The sequence below is a fragment of the Brachyspira murdochii DSM 12563 genome, assembly GCF_000092845.1.
Classification (GTDB): domain Bacteria; phylum Spirochaetota; class Brachyspiria; order Brachyspirales; family Brachyspiraceae; genus Brachyspira; species Brachyspira murdochii.
The window spans coordinates 1968620-1989280 of the sequence record NC_014150.1 but is presented as its reverse complement, the minus strand read 5'-3'; the positions used below and the strand labels follow the sequence as shown (position 1 = coordinate 1989280).

Sequence of the window (20661 nt, the reverse complement as noted above, 5' to 3'; positions counted from 1 at the left end):
AATAATTTTTTAGGAGAATAAAAATGCAGTATGTGAAGTTTGGAAGCAGAAGAGGAAAAGAAGGAGAGATAAAACTTCTTGATATATTTTATAATCATAATATAGTATTTGCTGAAGTGAAAGCTGGAGTGCAAAAAGTAAAAGAAAAAAAGTTTTTTAAAGGCACAAAAATAATGATAGCAGACGGACTTACCACAGTTGCCGTTGCTATTGCTAAAACTGATTCTGATTCTTTAGATAAATTTGATATTAAATTTAATAAAAATGAAATAGAGAGGATAAATATTTCAGATTGGGTAATAGCAGCGAAAGTAAAAATATATAAACTTAAAGAAGAAGATTATTTTCCTGCTACTATAGGTAAATTTTATCATATAAAAAATAAGGATAAAATAAAATTAATAGATGAACTTATTGAAAAATATTCAAAAGAGTAAGTATAATTTATTCTTTTTTTCCTTTAATCTTCTCTATTAAACTCACTACTACAAATATAATCAGCCCGATTATGCAGCTAATTCCTCACATATATATAAAATAACTCCGTACTTGTATTTTTTATAGTATTATACCCAAGTATAGTATAATGTCAATAGTGTTTAACTCATAATATTTAGCTGATATAAAAAATATGATAGTTTATTTTTATATATAATCAATAATCATTCGCCTATGATTTTTATTAATACTCTTTTTAATCTTTTTCCGTCATATTCACCGTAAAAAATTTGCTCCCAAGTTCCGAAATCTAATTTCCCATCTGTAACAGCTACAACAACCTCTCTTCCCATTAATTGTCTTTTCATATGAGCATCAGCATTATCTTCGTATCCGTTATGTTTATATTGGATATGAGGCTTTTCCGGAGCTAATTTTTCAAGCCACACTTCAAAATCATTATGAAGTCCGCTTTCATCATCATTTATAAATACGCTTGCTGTTATATTCATGGCATTGCATAAAACTAGTCCCTCTTTTATGCCGCTTTCATCTAAACATTTTTGTACCTCTGGTGTTATATTGATATATCCTCTTCTTTTAGGGTAATTTATTTCTAATACTTTTCTGTAAGATTTCATTATTTTCTCCAAGTTATATTTTTATATTTTTTTATTAAATATTATTCCATACCGTATATTTTTAAGAATTCGCTTAATATAGTATGCATAATTATTCTTTTTTTATCATAATCCAAATTTCTAGTTAATTCTATTCCAAAAGATTCTATATTTTTTTTAGCAGCATAATATGTTATAGTAGTAGGCATAGGATAATACATTTGTCTGAATTTAAATTTCATAGGCTCTATTCTTGAATTAATATTATTAAGCACACTCACAACTTTATCATCTAATTTTCTGCTGTCATATATAATAGAATCTCCGAAAAACTCTTTAAATCCATTGCCCTCATGAAGAGTAAGCACCACATCTATATCATATTCATCAAGCATTTTCATATACTCTTTAGCTAATTTATCCGTATCGGTTCTGCTCACTTTTTTATCAAAGAATCTGTTATTAATATCCTGTCCCTCTATTGCCCTAGTATTTTTTCTGTATGCTTCAGGTACGGCAATAGGCACTATAGTAAGGCTTCCTTTTTTTATAGGCATATTAATTCTTTCCATAGCAACATCAGTTCCTACTCTTTCGCTTCCATGCGGAACTATCAAAAATATATTAGGTCCTTTTTCTGGGTGAACTACTCTATATATTGTGTTTTCATTTTTTGTTCCTTCCATTATCTTGAAATTATATCTGTCTATATCTTCATTAAGATGGCTTGCAACTTCCATTTCTAATTGTCTTGATACGCTTTCTATTAACGATTTTTCATTTTCTGTTGTTCTGTATGGTCCGTCAAGAATAGGTATTATAGAAGTTTTATGATTAGGCTCCAAAAAATAGCTTACACCTAAAGATGATGAAGGAGTTATTTTTACGGCGTTATTATATGTTATTACTGATATTTCATCATCATATGCTACAACAGCAAATGATTTTCCTTTAAAATCATATCCTCTTTCATCTTTTGTTATAGTCATATTAATATCATCATTATGTTTGCTTTTTATATACATATACCCAGAATGCAAAGTAAAATTGCTGCTTTCGTATGTTAGTTTTGAACTCGGCATAAGTATAATAGATTTCTCCCCATTATCTATTACCAAATATGATTCCTCTTTTGTAGATATTGAGAAATAATCGTCTGGAAAACTTTTTTTAACATCTATATCAGCATGCTCTTCATTAACTATTACAGATGCCTCTCCCTGTCTTGATATTACTTTGAAACTATTAGCAAATAGCAGATTGCTTAATGTTATCATAAAAGAGTATATTAATATGTATTTAATAATTTTCATAGTAAAAGCCGTTATATTTAAAGTATCGCTTTAGTTATCGAATTAATATAAAAATGCTTTAAATAAAAAAGTTTTGTAAAAAAATATTATTATATATTCTGTAAATATCAAAAATACGCCATATTTATGCTAGTTTAATAGTGTAATTATCAAGAAACTACAGTTTTTAACAGATTTTATTTACATTATTTTTACAAATACAGCAGAATATGTATGATATGTATTACGAATATCTAATTTATTTTATATTTGTAAAAATTTTGTAAAATAATTGTAAAATAATATTGCAAAAAACATGCTCTCTGCTATAATAATAAATGTAAAGAGATTTTACAATAACCAATTAAGGAGATACAAATGACTAATAATTTAAGACTTTTTATAAAAATAACACCTAGTAAACTTCCAGAAAATATAAGAAATTTTATAGCTGTTAATTACAGTAAAGCAAAAATAGTTTATATTGATAAAGTTAAAGATGAATATGAAATAAAATTGAGCAATGGAATATATATAAACTTTGATAAAAACGGTTCTTGGAATTATATAAGCAGCGATGATAAATTATCTGAAAATATACTTCCTAAAAATATAGCACATAAAGTAAAAAGCATAATGAAAAAATATAAAAATGCTTATGTATTTGAAATTAATAAAAGAATAGAGTTTTACAGAATAAAATTAACTAATTCATTAGAATTATGCATAAGACATAACGGCGAAATACTACTTGCATAATTTTATTATTGTATCTCTTTAACTTTTTTATTATAAAAGTCTGAGTTCTGTAAAAGGATTCAGGCTTTTTTATTATCAAATATAACACAAAAAATCATCTGCTATTTCAAATATGTAAAAAATATATATAGATATACCTAAATTATTATAATTTTTTATAAAATACAAATAATTGTAAAAGATTATTGCCTAATAATAATTTTTATTAAATAATCATGGTAGATTGTATTTATTTAATATGATAGTATTTTTATTAAATTAAAGTTGTAATACAAGAGGAATAAAATATTATGATAAAAAAAACAATCTATATTTTGTCATTTATATTTTTATTAATGACAGTAAGCTGCAGCAAAAAAAATAATAATGTAACTAGTCCGATTCTTGAAGAGACTAAATACACTGTTAAAGGTATTGACAGTAAATATAATGCTGTTTGGAAATTTTTTAATTCGGATTATAAAGGAGCAAAAGCTGTAGATGTTTACATATCTGATGGATCAATTAATAATTTGGTAGTTTCTAATAAATCAGAGAATGTTAATTTTTCAAAAGACAGTATTTATAGCTGTGAAAAAGAGGAAAGTAATATATATTATCAAAGGTATTTCGGATATATCATAAGTGATGGAAAATGGGTTGGAGAGATTCATTTTCCAATTTATGATGAAACAGTTGGTTATGTTTATATAAAAAATAGAACAACTTCAGATATAATATGCGGAATTATAGATAAGGCACCCGGAGAAAAAAAAGGAATAGATGCTCATTTCTACGGTACAAGAGTTAATACAGATAAAAACGGATTAAAAAGAACTTTAGATATAAATAAAGATTTTGTTACATATTCTGAAAATGATAAAGTAAAGGTAAAAATACCTTCTGTTTTCTTTGAAGGAAGCTGGGGAAGTATAGGTCAAATAGATGAGTATACAATATTTCAAGGTCTTTTATATGACGGCATTTGGATAAAAAGCCATCATAATAATGACAGTATATTGCCTAATCTATATTTCTTATATGCTGATTATAACCGTAAACTTGATATAAAATTAAGATATGATAATGTACCTATTTCAGCTAAGTATATAGAGAAAGAAACTATAATATCTCCAGATAATATTCAATATTCAAAAGATTAAGGAATAAATATAGCAGTCTCTTATCTTTTTTATTGTAAAAGTCTATTAATAATATAAAATTGTGTTTTATTTAATTTCTTATTGAGATTAAACCGTTTAAAAAACTAAATGCATTGTTTTATGATACACAAATAATAAATATAAAAGGCTTATAAAATGAATATACACATCTTATAAGCCTTTAATTTAAGAATATATATAACTTAATTTTTAAATAAATTAACAGCCTCATCTTTAGCACTATTAACAGCATTAACAACTGAAGTAGAAGATATAGTTGCACCGCTTATAGCAGCAATCTGTGATTCAATGGCATCTTCCGGCTTTATTCCTTTTACAACACTTAAAGGAATAATAGAGCTTTGTCCTTTAAACTGATCTCTAAAACTAGCTTCAGTAATTTTAGCACCAAGCCCCGGAGTTTCAGCCTGTTCAGTAACAACTATAGCAGTAATAGTATCTATATTGGCATCAAAACCAACAAGCACTTTATTCTCTCCATTATATCCGCCTGCTGAAGAAAGCATAGCATAACCTACTATAGTGCCATCAGCTTTTCTTCCTATATAGTATGGATATGCAGAGTTTTCTGTTAGAGGACCTTCAAGCTCATCAGCACCCTCAATAACAGCTTTTACACCATTGAGTACAGTTTTTTCATTGTTAGCTAATATATCTTTTTCAAAAGAAGAATACACAAATGAAAGTAAAAAACCAGCAAGCAATGCAGTAATAGTAACTGAAATAACAGCAGTATAACCAACTTCTTTTTTCATTATTTACCTCCTTCTTTCTGATTAATAGCAAGGAACTCTTTTTTACCGAAAGGCAAAGGACGAGTAAGCATAGCAATCAAAGGCATAAACATATTACCTATAAGTATAGAATACATCATATACTCTGGAGAAGAACCAAAAGTTCTTAATATAGCAAGAACAGCACCTATTAAAAGAGCATATATCCAAGCTCCCAAATGACTTGAAGGTGAAGTAACCATATCAGTAGCCATAAAGAAAGCACCAAGTCCGAAACCGCCTGCTAATACTTGATATATAGGAGAAGCAACTTTACCCGGCATAGCCAAACAAAGAAGGAAGCTAACAACTACCAAAGAAATAAACATTCCTAGAGGTATTCTCCAGTCTATAGTATTAGTAATTAGGAGGAATATTCCGCCTATTAGAAGAAGTAAGAATGAAGTTTCACCTATAGCACCTGCTGTACTTCCTAATAACATCTGTAAATAATAGTGTGATTCTACTTGTATTTGAGAAGCTAAAGTACCTCCGAAATCAATAGAATTGTATTTTAGGAAAGTTAAAGGAGTAGCAGAAGTTAAAGCACTTACTGCATCCAAAGACTGACTTGCCCCTGAAACTGTAAGAGTGAAATCTTTAAGTATATTTTCAAACACCCCTAAGAAAGGAACATTTTTAGGAGGAGTATACATAGTCATTTGAGCAGGAAAAGCCACCTGAAGAAAAGCTCTTCCTACCAAAGCCGGATTGAATATATTAGAACCTAATCCGCCGAAAACTTCTTTAGCAAAAACTATCGCTATTACACTTCCTATTACAACCATAGTAATAGTAGCAGAAGGAGGAAGCGTCATAACAAGAAGTATAGCAGTAACTGTTACAGCATAATCTGGAATCAAAGGTTTTTTTCTTACTTTTTTTACTATTATAGTAGAAACAATACAAGTTATAATAGCAGCAAGATATAAAACTATAACTCTTGCCCCAAACAAAACAATACTATATATAACTGCAGGTAAAAGAGCTATAATTACTCTTAGCATTATCTTATTAGTAGTATCTCCGTCTTTTATATGAGGAGATGATTCTGTGTAAAATTTCATTATTATCTCCTTAATTTATCTTCTTAACAAATCTTTACCAAATCTAATCCACTGCACCAAAGGAATCTTTGAAGGACATATGTATGAACAGCTTCCGCATTCAAAACAAGTTGCTATATCCAAATCATTTAATTTATCTTTAATTTTAGCTTTAGCAGTGTGTGCGATTTCAGTAGGAGATAATCTCAAAGGACAGGCATTTCCGCATCTTCCGCATTTAATACAAGGATATTCTACCTCTTTAGGCATTTTATCTTTATCCAAGAAAAGAAGAGAGTTAGTACCTTTATTAACACATTGATCTGTATTAGGAACGCTTGTACCCATCATAGGACCGCCTGCGAGTATAAGAACATTTTCAGCAGTAATACCGCCGCACTCTTCTACAACATGTGAAATAGGAGTACCAAGAGGAAGCCAAACATTTTTATGTTCTTTTATAGCATCTCCGGAAACAGTAACAAGTCTTTCTATAAGAGGCTTATCCTTAGCAACAGCCTCATATATAGCGTAAAGAGTAGCCACATTAACAACTAAAACTCCAACATCCATAGGAAGTTTGCTCACTGGGACAACTCTTCCAGTAGTAGCATCAATAAGCATTTTTTCAGCACCTTGAGGATAGCGAAGTCTTAAAGGCATAACCTCAACATTATACTCTTTTCCTATTTTTGTCATTTCTTCTATAGCTTTAGGCTTGTTATTTTCTATACCAATAACAGTTCTTTTTACAGAAGGAATAATTTTTCTTAATATTTCAATACCCTTAAATAAATCTTGGGTATATTCTATCATAAGCCTATAGTCGCTTGTAATATAAGGTTCGCATTCTACACCATTGATAACCAAAGTATCACAGCCGCCCTTAGCAGCACCATCAACTTTAACATTAGTAGGGAAAGTAGCACCTCCCATACCAACTATACCAGCCGCCTGTATCTTTTTAGACATTTCTTCTGCTGATAATGACATATAATTTGAGTTTTCATAGTATGCCAAATTGTCAGCAGCACTGTCAGCATTAATAAGTAAAGCATTAGCACCGCGTCCCAAAGGATTAGGAGCTATATCTACAGAAGCAACAGTTCCAGTAACAGAGGAATGAACATTACCGGAAACATAACCTCCTGCCTCGCCTATAAGCTCACCTCTGTTTATTTTATCACCTTTATTTTTTAACATTTTAGCAGGAGCACCTATATGCTGAGCCATAGATATTAAAACAGTTTTAGGTAATACAGAAAGAGCAGATGAAGAGATTTCGGCAGTATCTTTACTATCATTTGGATGTACTCCGCCAAAACGAAATTTACCTAATTTCATATTATCAATCCTTCATTTAATCAAATTAATTAAAACACTATTATTAATTTAATTATATTTGTTTAATTTATAGAAATAACAGCTACAGATTTGGTATAACCGCTTCCGTAACCGCATACAGCTACCTTACTATTTTTTTTAATAAACCCATCTTCCAAAGCCATAGACAATGCCACACCAGAAGAAGCACTTAAAGAAGAATGGGCATCTTCCATTTTTGAATATACTATATCCTTATCTACTGATAGAGCATTAACAAAATTATCATAAGCAGCTTTACTTGAGTAGGAAGGTATATAATAGTTAGGCTCTATATTATTAGAAGATAAAACATCTTTAACATATAAAGCAGCTTTTTTTGCCTCTTCTTCAAAGATGCTGCTGTCTTTTATAGATATGAAGTGTTCTTTATTTAATACACCTTCTTTAGTATAAGGCTTAGCAGTTCCGCCCATAGGTATATAGCAGTTTTCTAAAGCACTTCCGTCAGTTACAGAATCTATAAAATCTATTTGTATATCAGACTTTTCATTGGTAACTAGAACAGCTACACTTGCATCATCAAATCTATCTTTATCATCACATATATAGAATGATTCAACTGCTGCAACCAAAATATTTTTATATCTATTACTCTTTACAAAAGCATAAGCTAATCTCAATGCTGATAAAAATCCGGTAAAATCACTTTCTATATCAAAGCAAAAAGCATTAGAAGCCTTAATTTTTCCTGCTAATATACATGCAGTAGAAGGATAAACATAATCTTTAGTAACAGTGGCACAAATAATAGCATCTATTTCAGAAACATCTATATCTTTTATAACCTCATTAATGGGAATCAAAGCTAAATCAGAAGCAGCCATATTGGTTTGCTCTTTTTTATAAATGCTTTTACAAGATTTAATGTATACCATTACAAAATTCCTTTAATAACAATAATCAATATATTCTTTTTATTAGAATATTCTTCTTTTAGCTCCGGAATCATATAGTTCTTTAGCTATCTTTTCATTAATTTTAGCATCCAAGAATCTATACATATTAAGCACAGCATTTTTCATACCTACTCCGCTTGTTTTGCCATGACCCACAAAAGCACCGCCGTTTAAGCCTAATAGTATAGCAGAACCATAAGAATCAGAACTCATTTTTGATTTCAAATTACCGAATACAGGCTTCATCATAAGCCCGCCCATAACACTTACAGGATTTTTCTTAACTTCAGCTTTTAGCATATTTACAACAAAAGCTGCTGTACCCTCTATAGTTTTTAAAACTATATTACCGTCAAACCCGTCAGCAACCACAACATCTACACAATCAGACTTGAGCATATCATTAGGTTCAACATTACCTATAAAGTTTATTTTTTTCATTTTCTGAAGGCGTTCAAAAAACTTTTTAGTATCTGCATTACCTTTGGAGTCTTCTTCGCCTATATTAAGAAGACCAACTCTAGGATTTTCTATCTTTAAATATCTTTTTGCAAATACCCTGCCCATAACAGCAAACTGTGCCATATAGTCCGGAGTACAATCCACATTAGCACCCATATCAAGCATACAAAACTCGCCGCCGAATTTCGGAAGCGTAGATATAAGCGGAGGACGCATAACCCCTTTTAAACGACCTATTTCTGTAAGAGCAGCAGCAAGTGTAGCTCCTGTATTGCCCGGAGAGAAAAATCCGTCAGCTTCTTTATCTTTAACCAAACGGGCAGCCATCAAAACTGAAGCATTCTTTTTATGCTTTATACCATTAGCAGGACTTTCATTCATATCTATTATTTCATCTGTATGTCTTATATCTACACGTTTATGATCATATTTTGCTTTAGATAAAACTTTAGTAATACTTTTCTCATTGCCCACTAATATTAAATTAACATCATTATTTACTGATAAAGCATTAACTGCTCCAAGAACTAATTCTTCGAGAGGTTTCTCTCCGCTGGCTACATCTATGGCTAAATTCATAATATTTCCTAGTTAATTTTAATTTTTATCAGCCTGCATTTTGGCTTTTTGGAGCTTTTACTACTCTGTCTTTATAGAAACCGCATTCAGGACAAATTCTATGAGGCATTCTTTCTGCTCCGCATTGAGGACAGATTGATAATGAACCTAAGAATCTTTTATCATTAGCGGCTTGTCTTGATCTTTTTTTAGATTTCGATTTTCTATGCTTTGGTACTGCCATTTTATTTCTCCTTAAAATTTATTAGAGACTATTAACTAAAAATAGATAATAGTTGCATTTTACAATATAAAGTATAGACTATCATACTATGAAGCGGCAATTTTGTCAAGCAGAATTAACATAATATAGCACTTATTATAAAAACTTTATACAATTATTTTATACATTAAACACATTATTAAAATGAATACTATAAAAATACGGACAGAGTTTATTTTCTTATAACATTTTTATCTTCTACTATAAAATAACTATCATCCAATATTTTATCTGTAAAGTTTATTCTGTATAATTTTGCTGTATCTTTATTGATAAGTATTCTGTATGAATCAGAAACTTCAATAAAATCTATAGAATCTGTACTGCCTTCATTATCAATAACCTCTTTTAAAAGTTCTGCAAGTTTTCTTCCTAAATAATAATAATTACAGTCAAGTGAAAAAAGTATGTCCGTATTTAAGGCATTTTCTATATCAGTATTTATTATTGGTATAGAATATTTACCGCATAAATTATCTATATTATAAATATTATCATCTATATAATCATCTTTAGCTATAAATAAATAATCTATATCTAAAGAGGATATAATATTCTCTATATCATTTATAGTATAATCTGCTTCTAAAGCTATAGGATAATAATGAATATTTTCATTGCTGCAGTATTTGGCTAAATATTCAGAAATATTATCAGAAACTTCAAAGTTTTTACTATACAAATAGCCCAAACTATTCACATCGCTTTCAGATATTCTTTTTAAATATTTAGTAATATCCAAATTGCCGTAAACTCCTGTAATATTATTATTCTGAACTCTGCTTTTTTCTATAGAAGATAAAGATAAATTATCAAAACAGCCTGCAAATAATATAGACTGAGGTACTATTATATTCATAGAAAGTAAAACAGCCTTCTCTCCTATAACAACTGCTATACTAGAATTATCCTCACGCACATTATTGGCTATTTCTATAATAGAAGCATCATCTCCGTTTGAAATATAGAAGTTAATTTTTACATTAAGTTTATCTAATGATATTTGATCTATTAGTCCTTTTTCTATAGCATTAAATTTTTTTGTATTTTCTTCCTTTATTATGCTTACTATAACGGGTTTATCATCATAATCCTCGCTAACACAGGAAACTAAAATAAATAGAAGTATAAAACAATTAACTAATTTGATTAATTTCATAATAAATATAAAAACCTAATCATATATTCTTTATATGAGCAAAAAAATATATATCATGTCCAATAGCTCTCATCTTCTCCTCATAAAGCGTAACTCCGTAGCCTTCAAGTTTATGAACATAATCATTATCTAAAATATTCTTAAAATTATTAACCTCTTTATATATAGGATTCATTATTTCCAAAGCATAATTATCATCATCTGTAACTGAATAAAATATTCCGTCATCTTTAAGCAAAGGGTATATTTTATTTAAAAACTCTTTGTTAAATATTCTTCTATGGGCATGCTTCTTCTTAGGCCAAGGATCTGGAAAGTTCAAATATATTTTATCAAAAACATATTCGCCGTTTAAATATTTATCTATAACATTATTGGCCTCTCCAAATATAATAGTAAGATTTTTTATATCTCTCTTATAAGCCTTTGATACGGCCTTTTTAGCAGCTTTATATGAATACTCTATTCCTACAAAATATTTATCTTTATTATTCATAGCAAGCTCTGTGATAAATTTTCCATTGCCGCATCCTATTTCTAATTCTCTTATATCATAATTAGCCAATCTTTTTGATAATTCATCTGCTATTAAAGAACTATCTTCATTATTAAAATCATCAAGCAAATATTCTTTTAATATATCATCATTAAGATTTAAATTTCTCAATGTATAACTCCATATTATTATTTTATTTGAATGATATTATTACTTAATCATTATGTCAATATGGTATATAAATATATAAAAATTAATTATATATTTCATTGACTAATTAGAATTAAAATATATATTTATCATATGAAGAAAAATAATATATACAGAAATCAAAAAATAGAAGGAAGAAGTTTTTTCGGCATTATAAAAAACGGTAATTACTTTCTTTTCAATCTATCAGTTTATGAAGACGGCATAGTAAGTGCTTGGTTTAAATTTGATATTTACCAATTTGAAAAAGAATTAAAAATAAAATGGGTTGTATCATATATAGAAAATAATGAAGAATTGAATATTCATGGTATAGGAGATTTTAAAATTTTAGAATCAGAGTGGTTTCATAAAGATGATTTCTATGATTATATTAAAAGCATATTAAAAGAAATGAATCCAGAGATGGAGAACATTTATAGAACAACTGAAAGAGAAATAAAAAAATGGGAAAGTTTAAAAGTGTCATTTATGGTAAATCCTATTAATTTTAAAATGAAAGCTCAATTTGGATATGATTTATCAGAAGGAAAAAGTTATTTTATATTTAGAAAATCTAGTAATTATGCATCTAGCAAAGAAATATTTTTAACTTGCTATACAATTTATGATGATGAAAAAATATATTCTTTCAATAATATAAAAACTATGTTTAATAAAAATGAACTTCTTCTATACCCCAAAGAAGATGATACTATAATAATAGAAAACCTTTGCAAACTTAAATTAAAATCTACTTTAAAATACACAAACAAAAAAGAAAAATTAAAAGAGATAGAAGAAAATATAAAAAAGATTTCAGGAAAAGAAAGTGCTTTTGATTGTGCCGTAAAACAATATCATACTTATCTTGCATATCCTTCAGATTATAATAGAGAATTATTAAAAGAGGCTTATGAAAAAGTACCAGAACATGAAAGAATATTTTTAGGAGATATGGACGATAAAGATTACGATTTCAGAAGAATAATATACACTCCTAATATAAAAAGAGAAGTGTGAATTATTATAACTTCCAATTTAAAATTTTTTTTAATAGATGCTTTATAAGATAAGCAGCTTCTAAAATAAAAATTAAGATGAATATTAAAATAATTTTTTTACTTTAGAAATTATACTAATCCCCGCCCACTATAGTTAAGCACTTTATTAAAATATTTATGCTTTATTATTTTTTTAAAACCAAAACAGAAATATTAGCACCCACCCAAGCGTTTTTTTAATTCATAATCTGCAAAACGCACGTATAACAAAACTTAAAATATAGAGTAGTTTAAAAAATATAAACCTTTTTAATATTTAAAGTATCGTTTAACGTGCGTATAACAAAACCTAATAATAAAAATTAATTATTCTCTCCGTACCAGTCTACATTACGTGTAAAGTACATAGCAAGAGCAATAACAGCAAATAATCCTAATGTTCCCATAAGAAGAGCATAATCGGTAAGCTGAAGTATGCCAAATAGGAATATATAAATTAATGCATTTACTAAAGCCATTGAAATAGTGTATTTAGGAGATTTTATAATGTATCCTATATAAATCGAAGTTAAAGCTGTTACCATTAAAGCACTTAAAAAATAACTTAAATTAAATATTAAATGCTCTGATATAGCTAAAAGAAGAAGATAAAATACAGCATTAGCTATTCCTATTAATATATACTGCACTGGGTGTATACGCTTCTTTGAAAGCACCTCGCATAAAAAGAGTACAAAAAATGGTATGAAGATAAAAAGTATAGCATACTTTACACTTCTTGATGTTTTCTGATAATTGTCATTGAGAAGAAGAAAAGATACTAATACATTATTAGAATTTTCATCACCAGCCCTCAAATATTCATTATCGCTTATTCTATTTGCATTTTCATCACTAGTCCAATACTTTGTAAATGCTGTATTAAAACTTGCTATATTCCACTCGGCATTAAATCCGTCATTATTAACTTCTCTTTTTGTAGTAAGAAATCCTCCCGTAAAGCTAGGATCTCTCCATTTTGAAGATATTTTAAAAGTATTTTCAGAAGCTAAAGGCGTTATTATGAGAGAGTTTCCTCCCTGAATATCCATAGTTATATTAAAATTAAAACCGTTTAGTATTTTATCTCTTGAAACAGTATATAAAAACTTATTTTTAAACATATTTAAAGATATATTTATATTTTTCTCATAATATTGAAGCTCTTCATTTTGACTAACTGATACATTAGGAAGTTTCATAAGATTTTTTTTGTTTCCTATACCCAATATAAGCATAGCCTCATCATAAAGTATAGTATTATTATTTTCATCTAAATTGAATATTTCAGCATTATACTTATCGAATTTTCCTGTAATATTTAACTTTGAATTAAAAATAGGAGCTTTAAATATACCCCTGCTTAAACTAGAAACTTCAACATTCCCTTCAACATTATATTCATTAGGCATATAAAAAATATATTTTCTTATATAGCTTATTTCTTTGGTTTCACTGTCAATAACTCTATTTAAATATGGTATCGCAATAACAACACCCTGTATATTTGCACTATTTCCTACAGGCTCTATTATTGAAGATACCGCCTCATCTTGATATCGTATTCTATCTCTTACAACGCCGTTTATAAAACTCATAGGAATTAAAAGTAAAAGTCCTAATATCACTATTATAAGTATCTTAAACCCTAAAGTCTTTGCAATATCATTAATATTTTTTATCATATTGTATCCCCAAAAATCTAACAAATATAAATATAACTTGAAACAATGTATATAAATATAACTTTATTATAATTGAAATGTAAAATATATTTATACTATATAATTTTAATAAGATGCATAATTATTTATAGAATTTAGGTTAAAACAAATCTATAATAATCCCAAGAATAATCTCATGATAGTAAATAATAACGTACATAAATCTAGCAACAAAACCTCCCGAACAAAGATGAAAGCATGCTTATGTTGACAAACTTAAAAATTTGCAGTATATATATATTTATAACTTAATCAAAAAATTAATAATTATTTATTGTATATAAAACTAAAAATCAAGTATATGTTATAATATATAAAATCTAAATTAAAAACTCGAGCATATGACAGCTTTAGCTGGAATATGATAATAAGTGAGATTTTTTAATATATAAAAAAGGAGAAAATATGAGTAAACCCAAAATCGTAGTATTGGACGGAGGTATATTAAATCCCGGGGATATATCTTGGGGTGAGATAGAAAGCATAGCTGATTTAAAAGTTTATGACAGAACAGAGTATGATAAAGTAAAAGAAATAGCTTATGATGCTTGGGGAATATTAAACAGCAAAGTTGTTATTGACAAGAAATTAATGCAGTCTTTACCGAATTTAAAATATATTGGTATGCTTGCTACTGGATATAATACAGTTGATATAGAAGCTGCAAAAGAACTTGGGATAACTGTTACAAATGTAAGAGGATACGGACCTCAGTCTGTAGCCCAGCTTGTTATGGCTTTTGTATTATCATTATCTTTTAGGATAGTTGAACATAATAATCAAGTACATAATGGAGACTGGGTAAAATGCAAAGATTATTCATTTAGTTCATACCCTTTAATAGAGCTTGAAAATAAAACTATAGGAATATTTGGTTTCGGAGATATAGGAAGAGAGGTTGCTAAAATGTCTTCAGCTATGGGAATGAAAGTTTTAGTATATTCAAGAAGTAAAAAAGAAGGTTTTGAAAATGCCTCTAGTATAGAAGAGCTTTTTGAGAGAGCAGACTTTTTATCTTTAAATACACCTCTAAATAAAGAAACAGAAAATTTAGTTAATATAAAATTACTTTCAAAAATGAAAAAAACAGCCTTTATAATAAATACTTCAAGAGGTGGCGTAATAGTAGAAAAAGACTTAGCATATGCTTTGAACAATAATTTAATAGCAGGTGCCGGACTTGATGTACTTGCAAAAGAACCACCTTCAGCAGACAACCCTTTACTTACAGCCAAAAACTGCTACATCACCCCGCATTTCGCAGGTAATACTTTTGAAGCAAGAACTAGACTTATGCATAAAGTTTACGAAAATATAAAGGCATTTTTGGAAGGCAATCCTATAAATGTTTTAACAAAATAATTTTTTTATAATTTGATTTTACTATGGCAGAAATATATATTAAATCAAAATTTCCAGCTTTACTTTGAATATAAATATATCTTACTGCCAAAGTCAAATATGCTTTTTTATAAATCAGCAATTAAATAATTATACAAATAATTTTGAATAAAAAAGTTTATATAAATCAATTAAGACATCAATATGTAAAATTATAATTTTAACACCTCTTCTATACTAAGCCCAGTATTTTCACTGATTATCTTTATATCTATACCAGCATTTTTGAAACTTCTAGCTATAGTAATTTGCTCTTTTCTTATACCCTCCTGCATACCTTCTCTCCTTCCTTCTTCTAAACCTTTTTCCATTCCTTTTTCTATACCCTCTTGTAAACCTCTCTCCATTCCTTCCTGTAAGCCCTCTTCACGCTCTCTTCTTAACATTAAAGTCTGTCCGTATAAAAAAGCATCTCTCGCGTTATAAACCTCAATCTCATCTTCACTGGATATAAAACGCTCGTATTTATTTATTACTTTAGGCATAATATTATTTACCTCCTTTAATTTATCTTTAACTTTATCAAAATCTTTTGCTGTAAAAAATTCTATCCAAGATAATATTTTCTTTCTCTTAATATCTTCAAAATCAGCATTATTTAGTATTCTCCTAAATCTTGGTACTTCTACTATATGCATCTGCACCATATCCAAAACAATATCAGGATTTTCTGTATCTATCAGCTTAAAACATCTATGTGGCTTACCAGCATCGCTAAAGTCCATATTGAAGTTTACAAAGTTAATACTTATTACCTCGCTTATTATATCATAAGGCTCTTTTTCTTCTACTTCGCTTACTATATTCTTAGATATATAATAGTATATTCTCTTCAAAAAGTCTATATTTCCGGATAATTGTATCTCTATAATAACTTTTCTGCTATCTTTTGTAACAGCTTTTACATCTAGTACGGACTCTTTTAGATTAATATTCTCTGGTAAGTTGTGAGGATTGATTATTTGCAGATTATGTACTGTTTCAAAGCCCAAATCTTCAAGTACGGCGTTTACTATGTTCTCTAGTATATCCTCACTTCCAACAGAGCCTAAAAGATAGCGTACAAAATAATCGTTTTAACTGCTTTTCAAAGATTATTGAAAGCGGTACGAGTTTCAAAAATTTCTCTTATCGACAATATAAAAAATCTAGTATGTGTTAATCGCATACTAGATTTAAAACAAAATCAATTTCTCAAAATATCGAAAATCATAAATATAAATAAAAAGTTTGGTTACAGCTTTTATAATAAAAAACAGAGTCTATTTTATCTATTAGCATTCCTGCTAAAAAATATCAAAAATAAATGCAGTAGAAATTTATACTTTTCAAAATCTTCAGCATCGTTCTTTGATGTAATAATTTTTGTTACTGCAGAAGGAGGTATATTTTTAAAAAATATAGTTATGGGGAGAAGTTCAAAATGATAGTTAATGAAAAAGGAGTTAAAGCATTTTTCAAAAATATTATAAAAAAAATATTTAATAAAAAAGATTTATCAAACTTTAATGAAGAGCAGATATCTGATAACAACATCAGAAGAAAACTTTATGAGTATATTTATAAAGTGAGCTTTGGAAATAATAAATTAATAGGATTAAGATATGAGATTCTATATGCAGAATATGCAAGAATAAAAAAGATTAATCTTAAAAAATTGGCAAAAAACAGAAAAATAAAAACTATAGAAATGGCTATGGAGCTTGATAAAAATAACAATACAAATCATCTTGATAATTTATATAAACTAGCAAAAAAATTATTTACAGAGGCGGAAGAGAATGCAGACTGAAAGAGAAATAAAAAGTGAATATTTAATAGCAACGTATGGCGATGCCATGCTTGACAGAGGCTTTACATCAATACCGAATACATTAATTTATTACCGAAAAAGACTAGGACTTACAGCAAGCGAGTTTGAGTTTATAATCGCTGTAATGAGTTTAAGCTGGAAGAAAGATAAAGAAATAAGGGACAAAGAAATAAATCCAAAAGAAAAAAATTATTATAGACAAAGACAGAGCTTGTATGCAAAAGGCTATTTAACTTTTTCAAGCAGAAATGTTTACATAGGCGATAGATTTGCAGGAACGGGAACAGTATATAATTTCTCTGGATTAAAAAAAGCTATAGAGATGCTTGTTGAAGAAGACAGAGCAATACAAAATATGGATGCACCTGTTGAGCAGAAATACGATGAGCCTAGTTTGTTTAATGATGATGTAAGCACTGAACCTCTGCAGCCTCCGAAATTAATCAAAGAGGAAAAAGAAAAAAGTGAAGAAGAAAAAACTCCTGAGGAAAAAGAAGAGGATAAAAAGCAGGAAGAGTTTTTAGAAAAATATAATGAGCTTCATAAAGAATTAATAGGCGTTAAAATCAATCATAAATATCATAAAATATATACTAGCTTTTTAATTGATATATTCAAAAAACGTGTGCATGATAATTTTGATGAAGCGTTGTCTATAGTAAAGTTTAATTTCTTAAAATTACCTTTTAATAAAAGATACTCACTTAAAATGCAAGATTTATTAAGAATGGCTTTATGTCAAAAAAATGAAAGTCATCAAAATAATACCAACAAAGAAAATAAAACCGACAGCAATAAAAAATATGCAATCCCTCGAGGGCTTGATAAATTAGACTTCTTATTAAATGAATTAGAAAAAGGAGGAAACATAAATGAAGCGTATGCTAAAATTGCAAATTGCGGATAGCAGTTATTGCCTTCTTAGCTATAAAAAACATTTGGAAGAATTGAAAAAAACGGCAAGAGAAGGCAAAGACCCTCACTGCACAAAATGCGATGAGTTTGGATTTCTAAAAGGTTCTAAAAGTATAGTTCCTATTGTTTGCTATTGTGTGAGTGATGAAAAAAGCAAGATAGAAAAAAAAATAGAGGATTTGGAAATAATAATAAAAAGATATAATACGGTATTTAATAAATTAGACAATGATATGACATTAAATATTTTTGCAGAAAAGTTTAATAATCAAAAGTTAGTAAGCAGTATAAAAAAATATTTAGAATTAGGAAGTATGAACTCACTTTATATTGAAGGAGAAAGCGGAACTGGTAAAACTACAATGCTAAAAATGTTATGGCAGATATATGCTATTAATAATATTAAAGCATTGTATATGAAGGCATCTAGTTTTGAAGATATGCATAAAAACTTATTTAATAAAAATGCACAGGACAGAGATTTGAAATCAAGTATAGATGCTAAAATAGATAATATAAAATTTGCAGATATTATTATGATAGACGACATTGACAGCGTAGGTTTTCATTATGCAGCCGAAGGCTATTATAAACTATTTGATAAAATAAGAGCATTAGAAAAAACTGTAATACTGACATCAAATAAAAGCTATGATGATTTATTAAAGAGTTTGAATAAAAAAACTGATTCTGAATATATGAAAGGCAGACTTACAAGCAGACTATTAAACTTAAAAATTATAGAAATAGAAATGCAGAAGTTTGAAATCAAATCTGATAAATTAGCATCATAGAGGATAAGGAGGTTATTATGCAGTTATGCAGAAAAATGAGAAGTACAGAAATAGCTTTATTTTGGGATGGAAATATTACAAAAGATATAGAGCTATTTAAAAGTCTAGGATTAATAAAAATCATAGATAACTACTCAAACGGTATATATGAAAGAGAGCTATTTGTAAAAGTAGGAGAATATAAAGCTAAAGATGTTCATATAGATAAAGAATTGCAGGAAAAATTAGAAATAAAAGACTTTGGCTATGCAAGAGGCTGTTATAAATGGCAGAATGTACAATTATTCAATTGGATTATCTTCAGTGATATATACATTTTTAATGGAGCTATAGAAGATACGGAAAATGCAAAAGCTAAGGTTGTAAGTCATCAGTCTTATATTGAAAATTATAGAACACAGAAAATTGATTTAAGTAAACCTCTGGATTTGTTTCATAAACTTGAGGAATCAGAATTAAATTAGCTTTTATTATAAATAGTCAAAATATTATTTTGATTATTTTTATAAGATTTTATTAAAAGAGGAAAATATGTATGCTAACTATAATAACTGATAATAGTTTATTTTTTATTGAAAAACCTATGCACATATATAAAGCTGATATTAATGGATTATCAATAAACAAATATAATTTAATTATTGAAGATGATAAAAAATACAAATTCTTTATTTTATCTTCAGATTGCGTAGATACTATTGATAGAGGATATACCGAACTTCGTGATAAAATCATAAATAAAAATAATAATAATATAAAAACAGATTTAGTTATTGATTTTACAAATTATAAATAAGGAGATAAAAAATGTATTTAGATGAATTATGTAGGCATTACATTCAAACTAAATTGGCTATTTTAGAAATGATATTAAATAGAATAGCAGAGGAATATCCAGACTTAAACAACTCTATGGTGATAAAAAGAAACAGATTAGAAATTAATAGTGATTTATGCGGATGTTATATAGATATAGATGACGGATTATTCAAAATATGTTTTGATGGAAAAGCACCATATTGCTATGAAGATTCAGAATCTTTGATATTGGATATAGGAGAGCGAATTAGTGAAAATGAATAATGCTATGTTCATAAGTTGTCAACAATGTTGATAACTTGTAAATAAGATGTTCAAAAATTAGGAGATAAAAAATGAATAAAGAAGATTTAATTATTAATGAATGTGAAGAGCTTAAAAACTTATTAATTAAGAAGAATAAAGATTATGGAAACAGTTATGATAAAACATTAGATGAGTTTGGAATACAGATTGGGTTAGCAAGAATAGAAGATAAATTAAATAGATTAAAAACTCTTATACTATCAAAAGAAGAACCAATGGTAGAGGAAAGTATTATTGATACTGTATTTGATATAGCAGGCTATGCAGTTCTTTTTAGTATTTATCTAAAAGAACAAGGTAGTAATAAAGGAGGAAAGTGAGAAACC

General features: G+C 28.0%; 23 protein-coding genes and 1 pseudogene. 12 read left to right on the top strand and 12 right to left on the bottom strand.

All coding sequences use genetic code 11. The features are described 5' to 3' along the window. Positions 1-23: 23 nt before the first annotated feature. The gene (locus tag BMUR_RS08740; protein WP_013114210.1) at positions 24-437 is read left to right on the top strand and encodes a hypothetical protein; all 414 of its coding nucleotides are present in this window, start codon (positions 24-26) and stop codon (positions 435-437) included. A 225-nt stretch (positions 438-662) separates the two neighbouring features. Here BMUR_RS08740 and BMUR_RS08735 read toward each other — a convergent pair whose 3' ends face one another. Then, a complete protein-coding gene (locus tag BMUR_RS08735; RefSeq protein ID WP_013114209.1) occupies positions 663-1079 on the bottom strand; it encodes a secondary thiamine-phosphate synthase enzyme YjbQ in 417 nt (138 codons plus the stop codon). Positions 1080-1120: 41 nt separating this feature from the next. After that, positions 1121-2371, bottom strand: coding sequence for a M14 family metallopeptidase (locus tag BMUR_RS08730; RefSeq protein ID WP_083771111.1), 1251 nt, complete (start codon positions 2369-2371; stop codon positions 1121-1123). 357 nt (positions 2372-2728) lie between these two features. On the opposite strand from BMUR_RS08730, the gene BMUR_RS08725 reads away from it, so the two are divergent. Next, complete coding sequence (locus BMUR_RS08725; protein ID WP_013114207.1) at positions 2729-3109, top strand: PepSY-like domain-containing protein; 381 nt, start codon at positions 2729-2731, stop codon at positions 3107-3109. A 290-nt stretch (positions 3110-3399) separates the two neighbouring features. Further along, positions 3400-4251, top strand: a complete 852-nt coding sequence (locus BMUR_RS08720) for a hypothetical protein (RefSeq protein ID WP_013114206.1) — start codon at positions 3400-3402, stop codon at positions 4249-4251. 203 nt (positions 4252-4454) lie between these two features. Here the strand turns inward: BMUR_RS08720 and BMUR_RS08715 are convergent, their stop codons facing one another. From BMUR_RS08715 to trmB, 8 genes are all read right to left on the bottom strand, one after another. Next, positions 4455-5027, bottom strand: a complete 573-nt coding sequence (locus tag BMUR_RS08715) for an FMN-binding protein (protein WP_013114205.1) — start codon at positions 5025-5027, stop codon at positions 4455-4457. Next, on the bottom strand, positions 5027-6112 hold the full coding sequence (locus BMUR_RS08710; RefSeq protein ID WP_013114204.1) for an RnfABCDGE type electron transport complex subunit D: 1086 nt from the start codon (positions 6110-6112) through the stop codon (positions 5027-5029). Before BMUR_RS08710 ends, BMUR_RS08715 begins: the two co-directional genes overlap by 1 nt. Positions 6113-6127: 15 nt before the next feature. Continuing rightward, positions 6128-7435 (bottom strand): electron transport complex subunit RsxC, encoded by a 1308-nt coding sequence (gene rsxC / locus BMUR_RS08705; RefSeq protein ID WP_013114203.1) that lies wholly within the window; start codon positions 7433-7435, stop codon positions 6128-6130. Positions 7436-7497: 62 nt separating this feature from the next. Continuing rightward, a complete protein-coding gene (locus BMUR_RS08700) occupies positions 7498-8352 on the bottom strand; it encodes a 3-oxoacyl-ACP synthase III family protein (RefSeq protein ID WP_013114202.1) in 855 nt (284 codons plus the stop codon). Positions 8353-8394: 42 nt separating this feature from the next. Beyond that, entirely contained in the window at positions 8395-9414 is a 1020-nt protein-coding gene (gene plsX, locus BMUR_RS08695) for a phosphate acyltransferase PlsX (protein WP_013114201.1), read from the bottom strand. A gap of 28 nt (positions 9415-9442) precedes the next feature. Continuing rightward, positions 9443-9637, bottom strand: a complete 195-nt coding sequence (rpmF, locus tag BMUR_RS08690) for a 50S ribosomal protein L32 (protein ID WP_013114200.1) — start codon at positions 9635-9637, stop codon at positions 9443-9445. 211 nt (positions 9638-9848) lie between these two features. Then, the gene (locus BMUR_RS08685; RefSeq protein WP_013114199.1) at positions 9849-10835 is read right to left on the bottom strand and encodes an ABC transporter substrate-binding protein; all 987 of its coding nucleotides are present in this window, start codon (positions 10833-10835) and stop codon (positions 9849-9851) included. A 19-nt stretch (positions 10836-10854) separates the two neighbouring features. Then, positions 10855-11502, bottom strand: coding sequence for a tRNA (guanosine(46)-N7)-methyltransferase TrmB (gene trmB / locus BMUR_RS08680; protein ID WP_013114198.1), 648 nt, complete (start codon positions 11500-11502; stop codon positions 10855-10857). 132 nt (positions 11503-11634) lie between these two features. Between trmB and BMUR_RS08675 the strand changes: the two genes are divergently transcribed. Beyond that, positions 11635-12543: a DUF7638 domain-containing protein gene (locus BMUR_RS08675; protein WP_013114197.1), complete on the top strand. Its 909-nt coding sequence runs from the start codon at positions 11635-11637 to the stop codon at positions 12541-12543. Positions 12544-12886: 343 nt separating this feature from the next. On the opposite strand, the gene creD is transcribed toward BMUR_RS08675, so the two are convergent. Then, on the bottom strand, positions 12887-14248 hold the full coding sequence (gene creD / locus BMUR_RS08670; RefSeq protein ID WP_013114196.1) for a cell envelope integrity protein CreD: 1362 nt from the start codon (positions 14246-14248) through the stop codon (positions 12887-12889). Positions 14249-14692: 444 nt separating this feature from the next. Between creD and BMUR_RS08665 the strand changes: the two genes are divergently transcribed. Beyond that, entirely contained in the window at positions 14693-15649 is a 957-nt protein-coding gene (locus tag BMUR_RS08665; protein WP_013114195.1) for a D-2-hydroxyacid dehydrogenase, read from the top strand. A gap of 191 nt (positions 15650-15840) precedes the next feature. Here the strand turns inward: BMUR_RS08665 and BMUR_RS08660 are convergent. Continuing rightward, positions 15841-16764 (bottom strand): annotated as a pseudogene (locus BMUR_RS08660) (Rpn family recombination-promoting nuclease/putative transposase); the annotation flags it as partial. A 347-nt stretch (positions 16765-17111) separates the two neighbouring features. Here BMUR_RS08660 and BMUR_RS08650 point away from each other — a divergent pair. The 7 genes from BMUR_RS08650 to BMUR_RS08620 all read left to right on the top strand — a co-directional run bounded on the left by BMUR_RS08650 (position 17112) and on the right by BMUR_RS08620 (position 20655). Then, positions 17112-17480: a hypothetical protein gene (locus BMUR_RS08650; protein WP_013114194.1), complete on the top strand. Its 369-nt coding sequence runs from the start codon at positions 17112-17114 to the stop codon at positions 17478-17480. Beyond that, positions 17470-18408 carry a hypothetical protein gene (locus BMUR_RS08645; protein WP_013114193.1) on the top strand — a complete coding sequence of 313 codons (939 nt, stop codon included), beginning with the start codon at positions 17470-17472 and terminating at the stop codon, positions 18406-18408. Before BMUR_RS08650 ends, BMUR_RS08645 begins: the two co-directional genes overlap by 11 nt. Further along, on the top strand, positions 18374-19210 hold the full coding sequence (locus BMUR_RS08640) for a DnaA ATPase domain-containing protein (RefSeq protein WP_013114192.1): 837 nt from the start codon (positions 18374-18376) through the stop codon (positions 19208-19210). The genes BMUR_RS08645 and BMUR_RS08640 overlap by 35 nt, the downstream gene beginning before the upstream one ends. A gap of 17 nt (positions 19211-19227) precedes the next feature. After that, positions 19228-19674 (top strand): hypothetical protein, encoded by a 447-nt coding sequence (locus tag BMUR_RS08635; protein ID WP_013114191.1) that lies wholly within the window; start codon positions 19228-19230, stop codon positions 19672-19674. 71 nt (positions 19675-19745) lie between these two features. After that, complete coding sequence (locus BMUR_RS08630; RefSeq protein ID WP_013114190.1) at positions 19746-20006, top strand: hypothetical protein; 261 nt, start codon at positions 19746-19748, stop codon at positions 20004-20006. Between the two features lie 11 nt (positions 20007-20017). Continuing rightward, positions 20018-20293 (top strand): hypothetical protein, encoded by a 276-nt coding sequence (locus BMUR_RS08625; RefSeq protein WP_013114189.1) that lies wholly within the window; start codon positions 20018-20020, stop codon positions 20291-20293. A gap of 71 nt (positions 20294-20364) precedes the next feature. Further along, positions 20365-20655 carry a nucleotide modification associated domain-containing protein gene (locus BMUR_RS08620; RefSeq protein ID WP_013114188.1) on the top strand — a complete coding sequence of 97 codons (291 nt, stop codon included), beginning with the start codon at positions 20365-20367 and terminating at the stop codon, positions 20653-20655. Positions 20656-20661 lie beyond the last annotated feature (6 nt).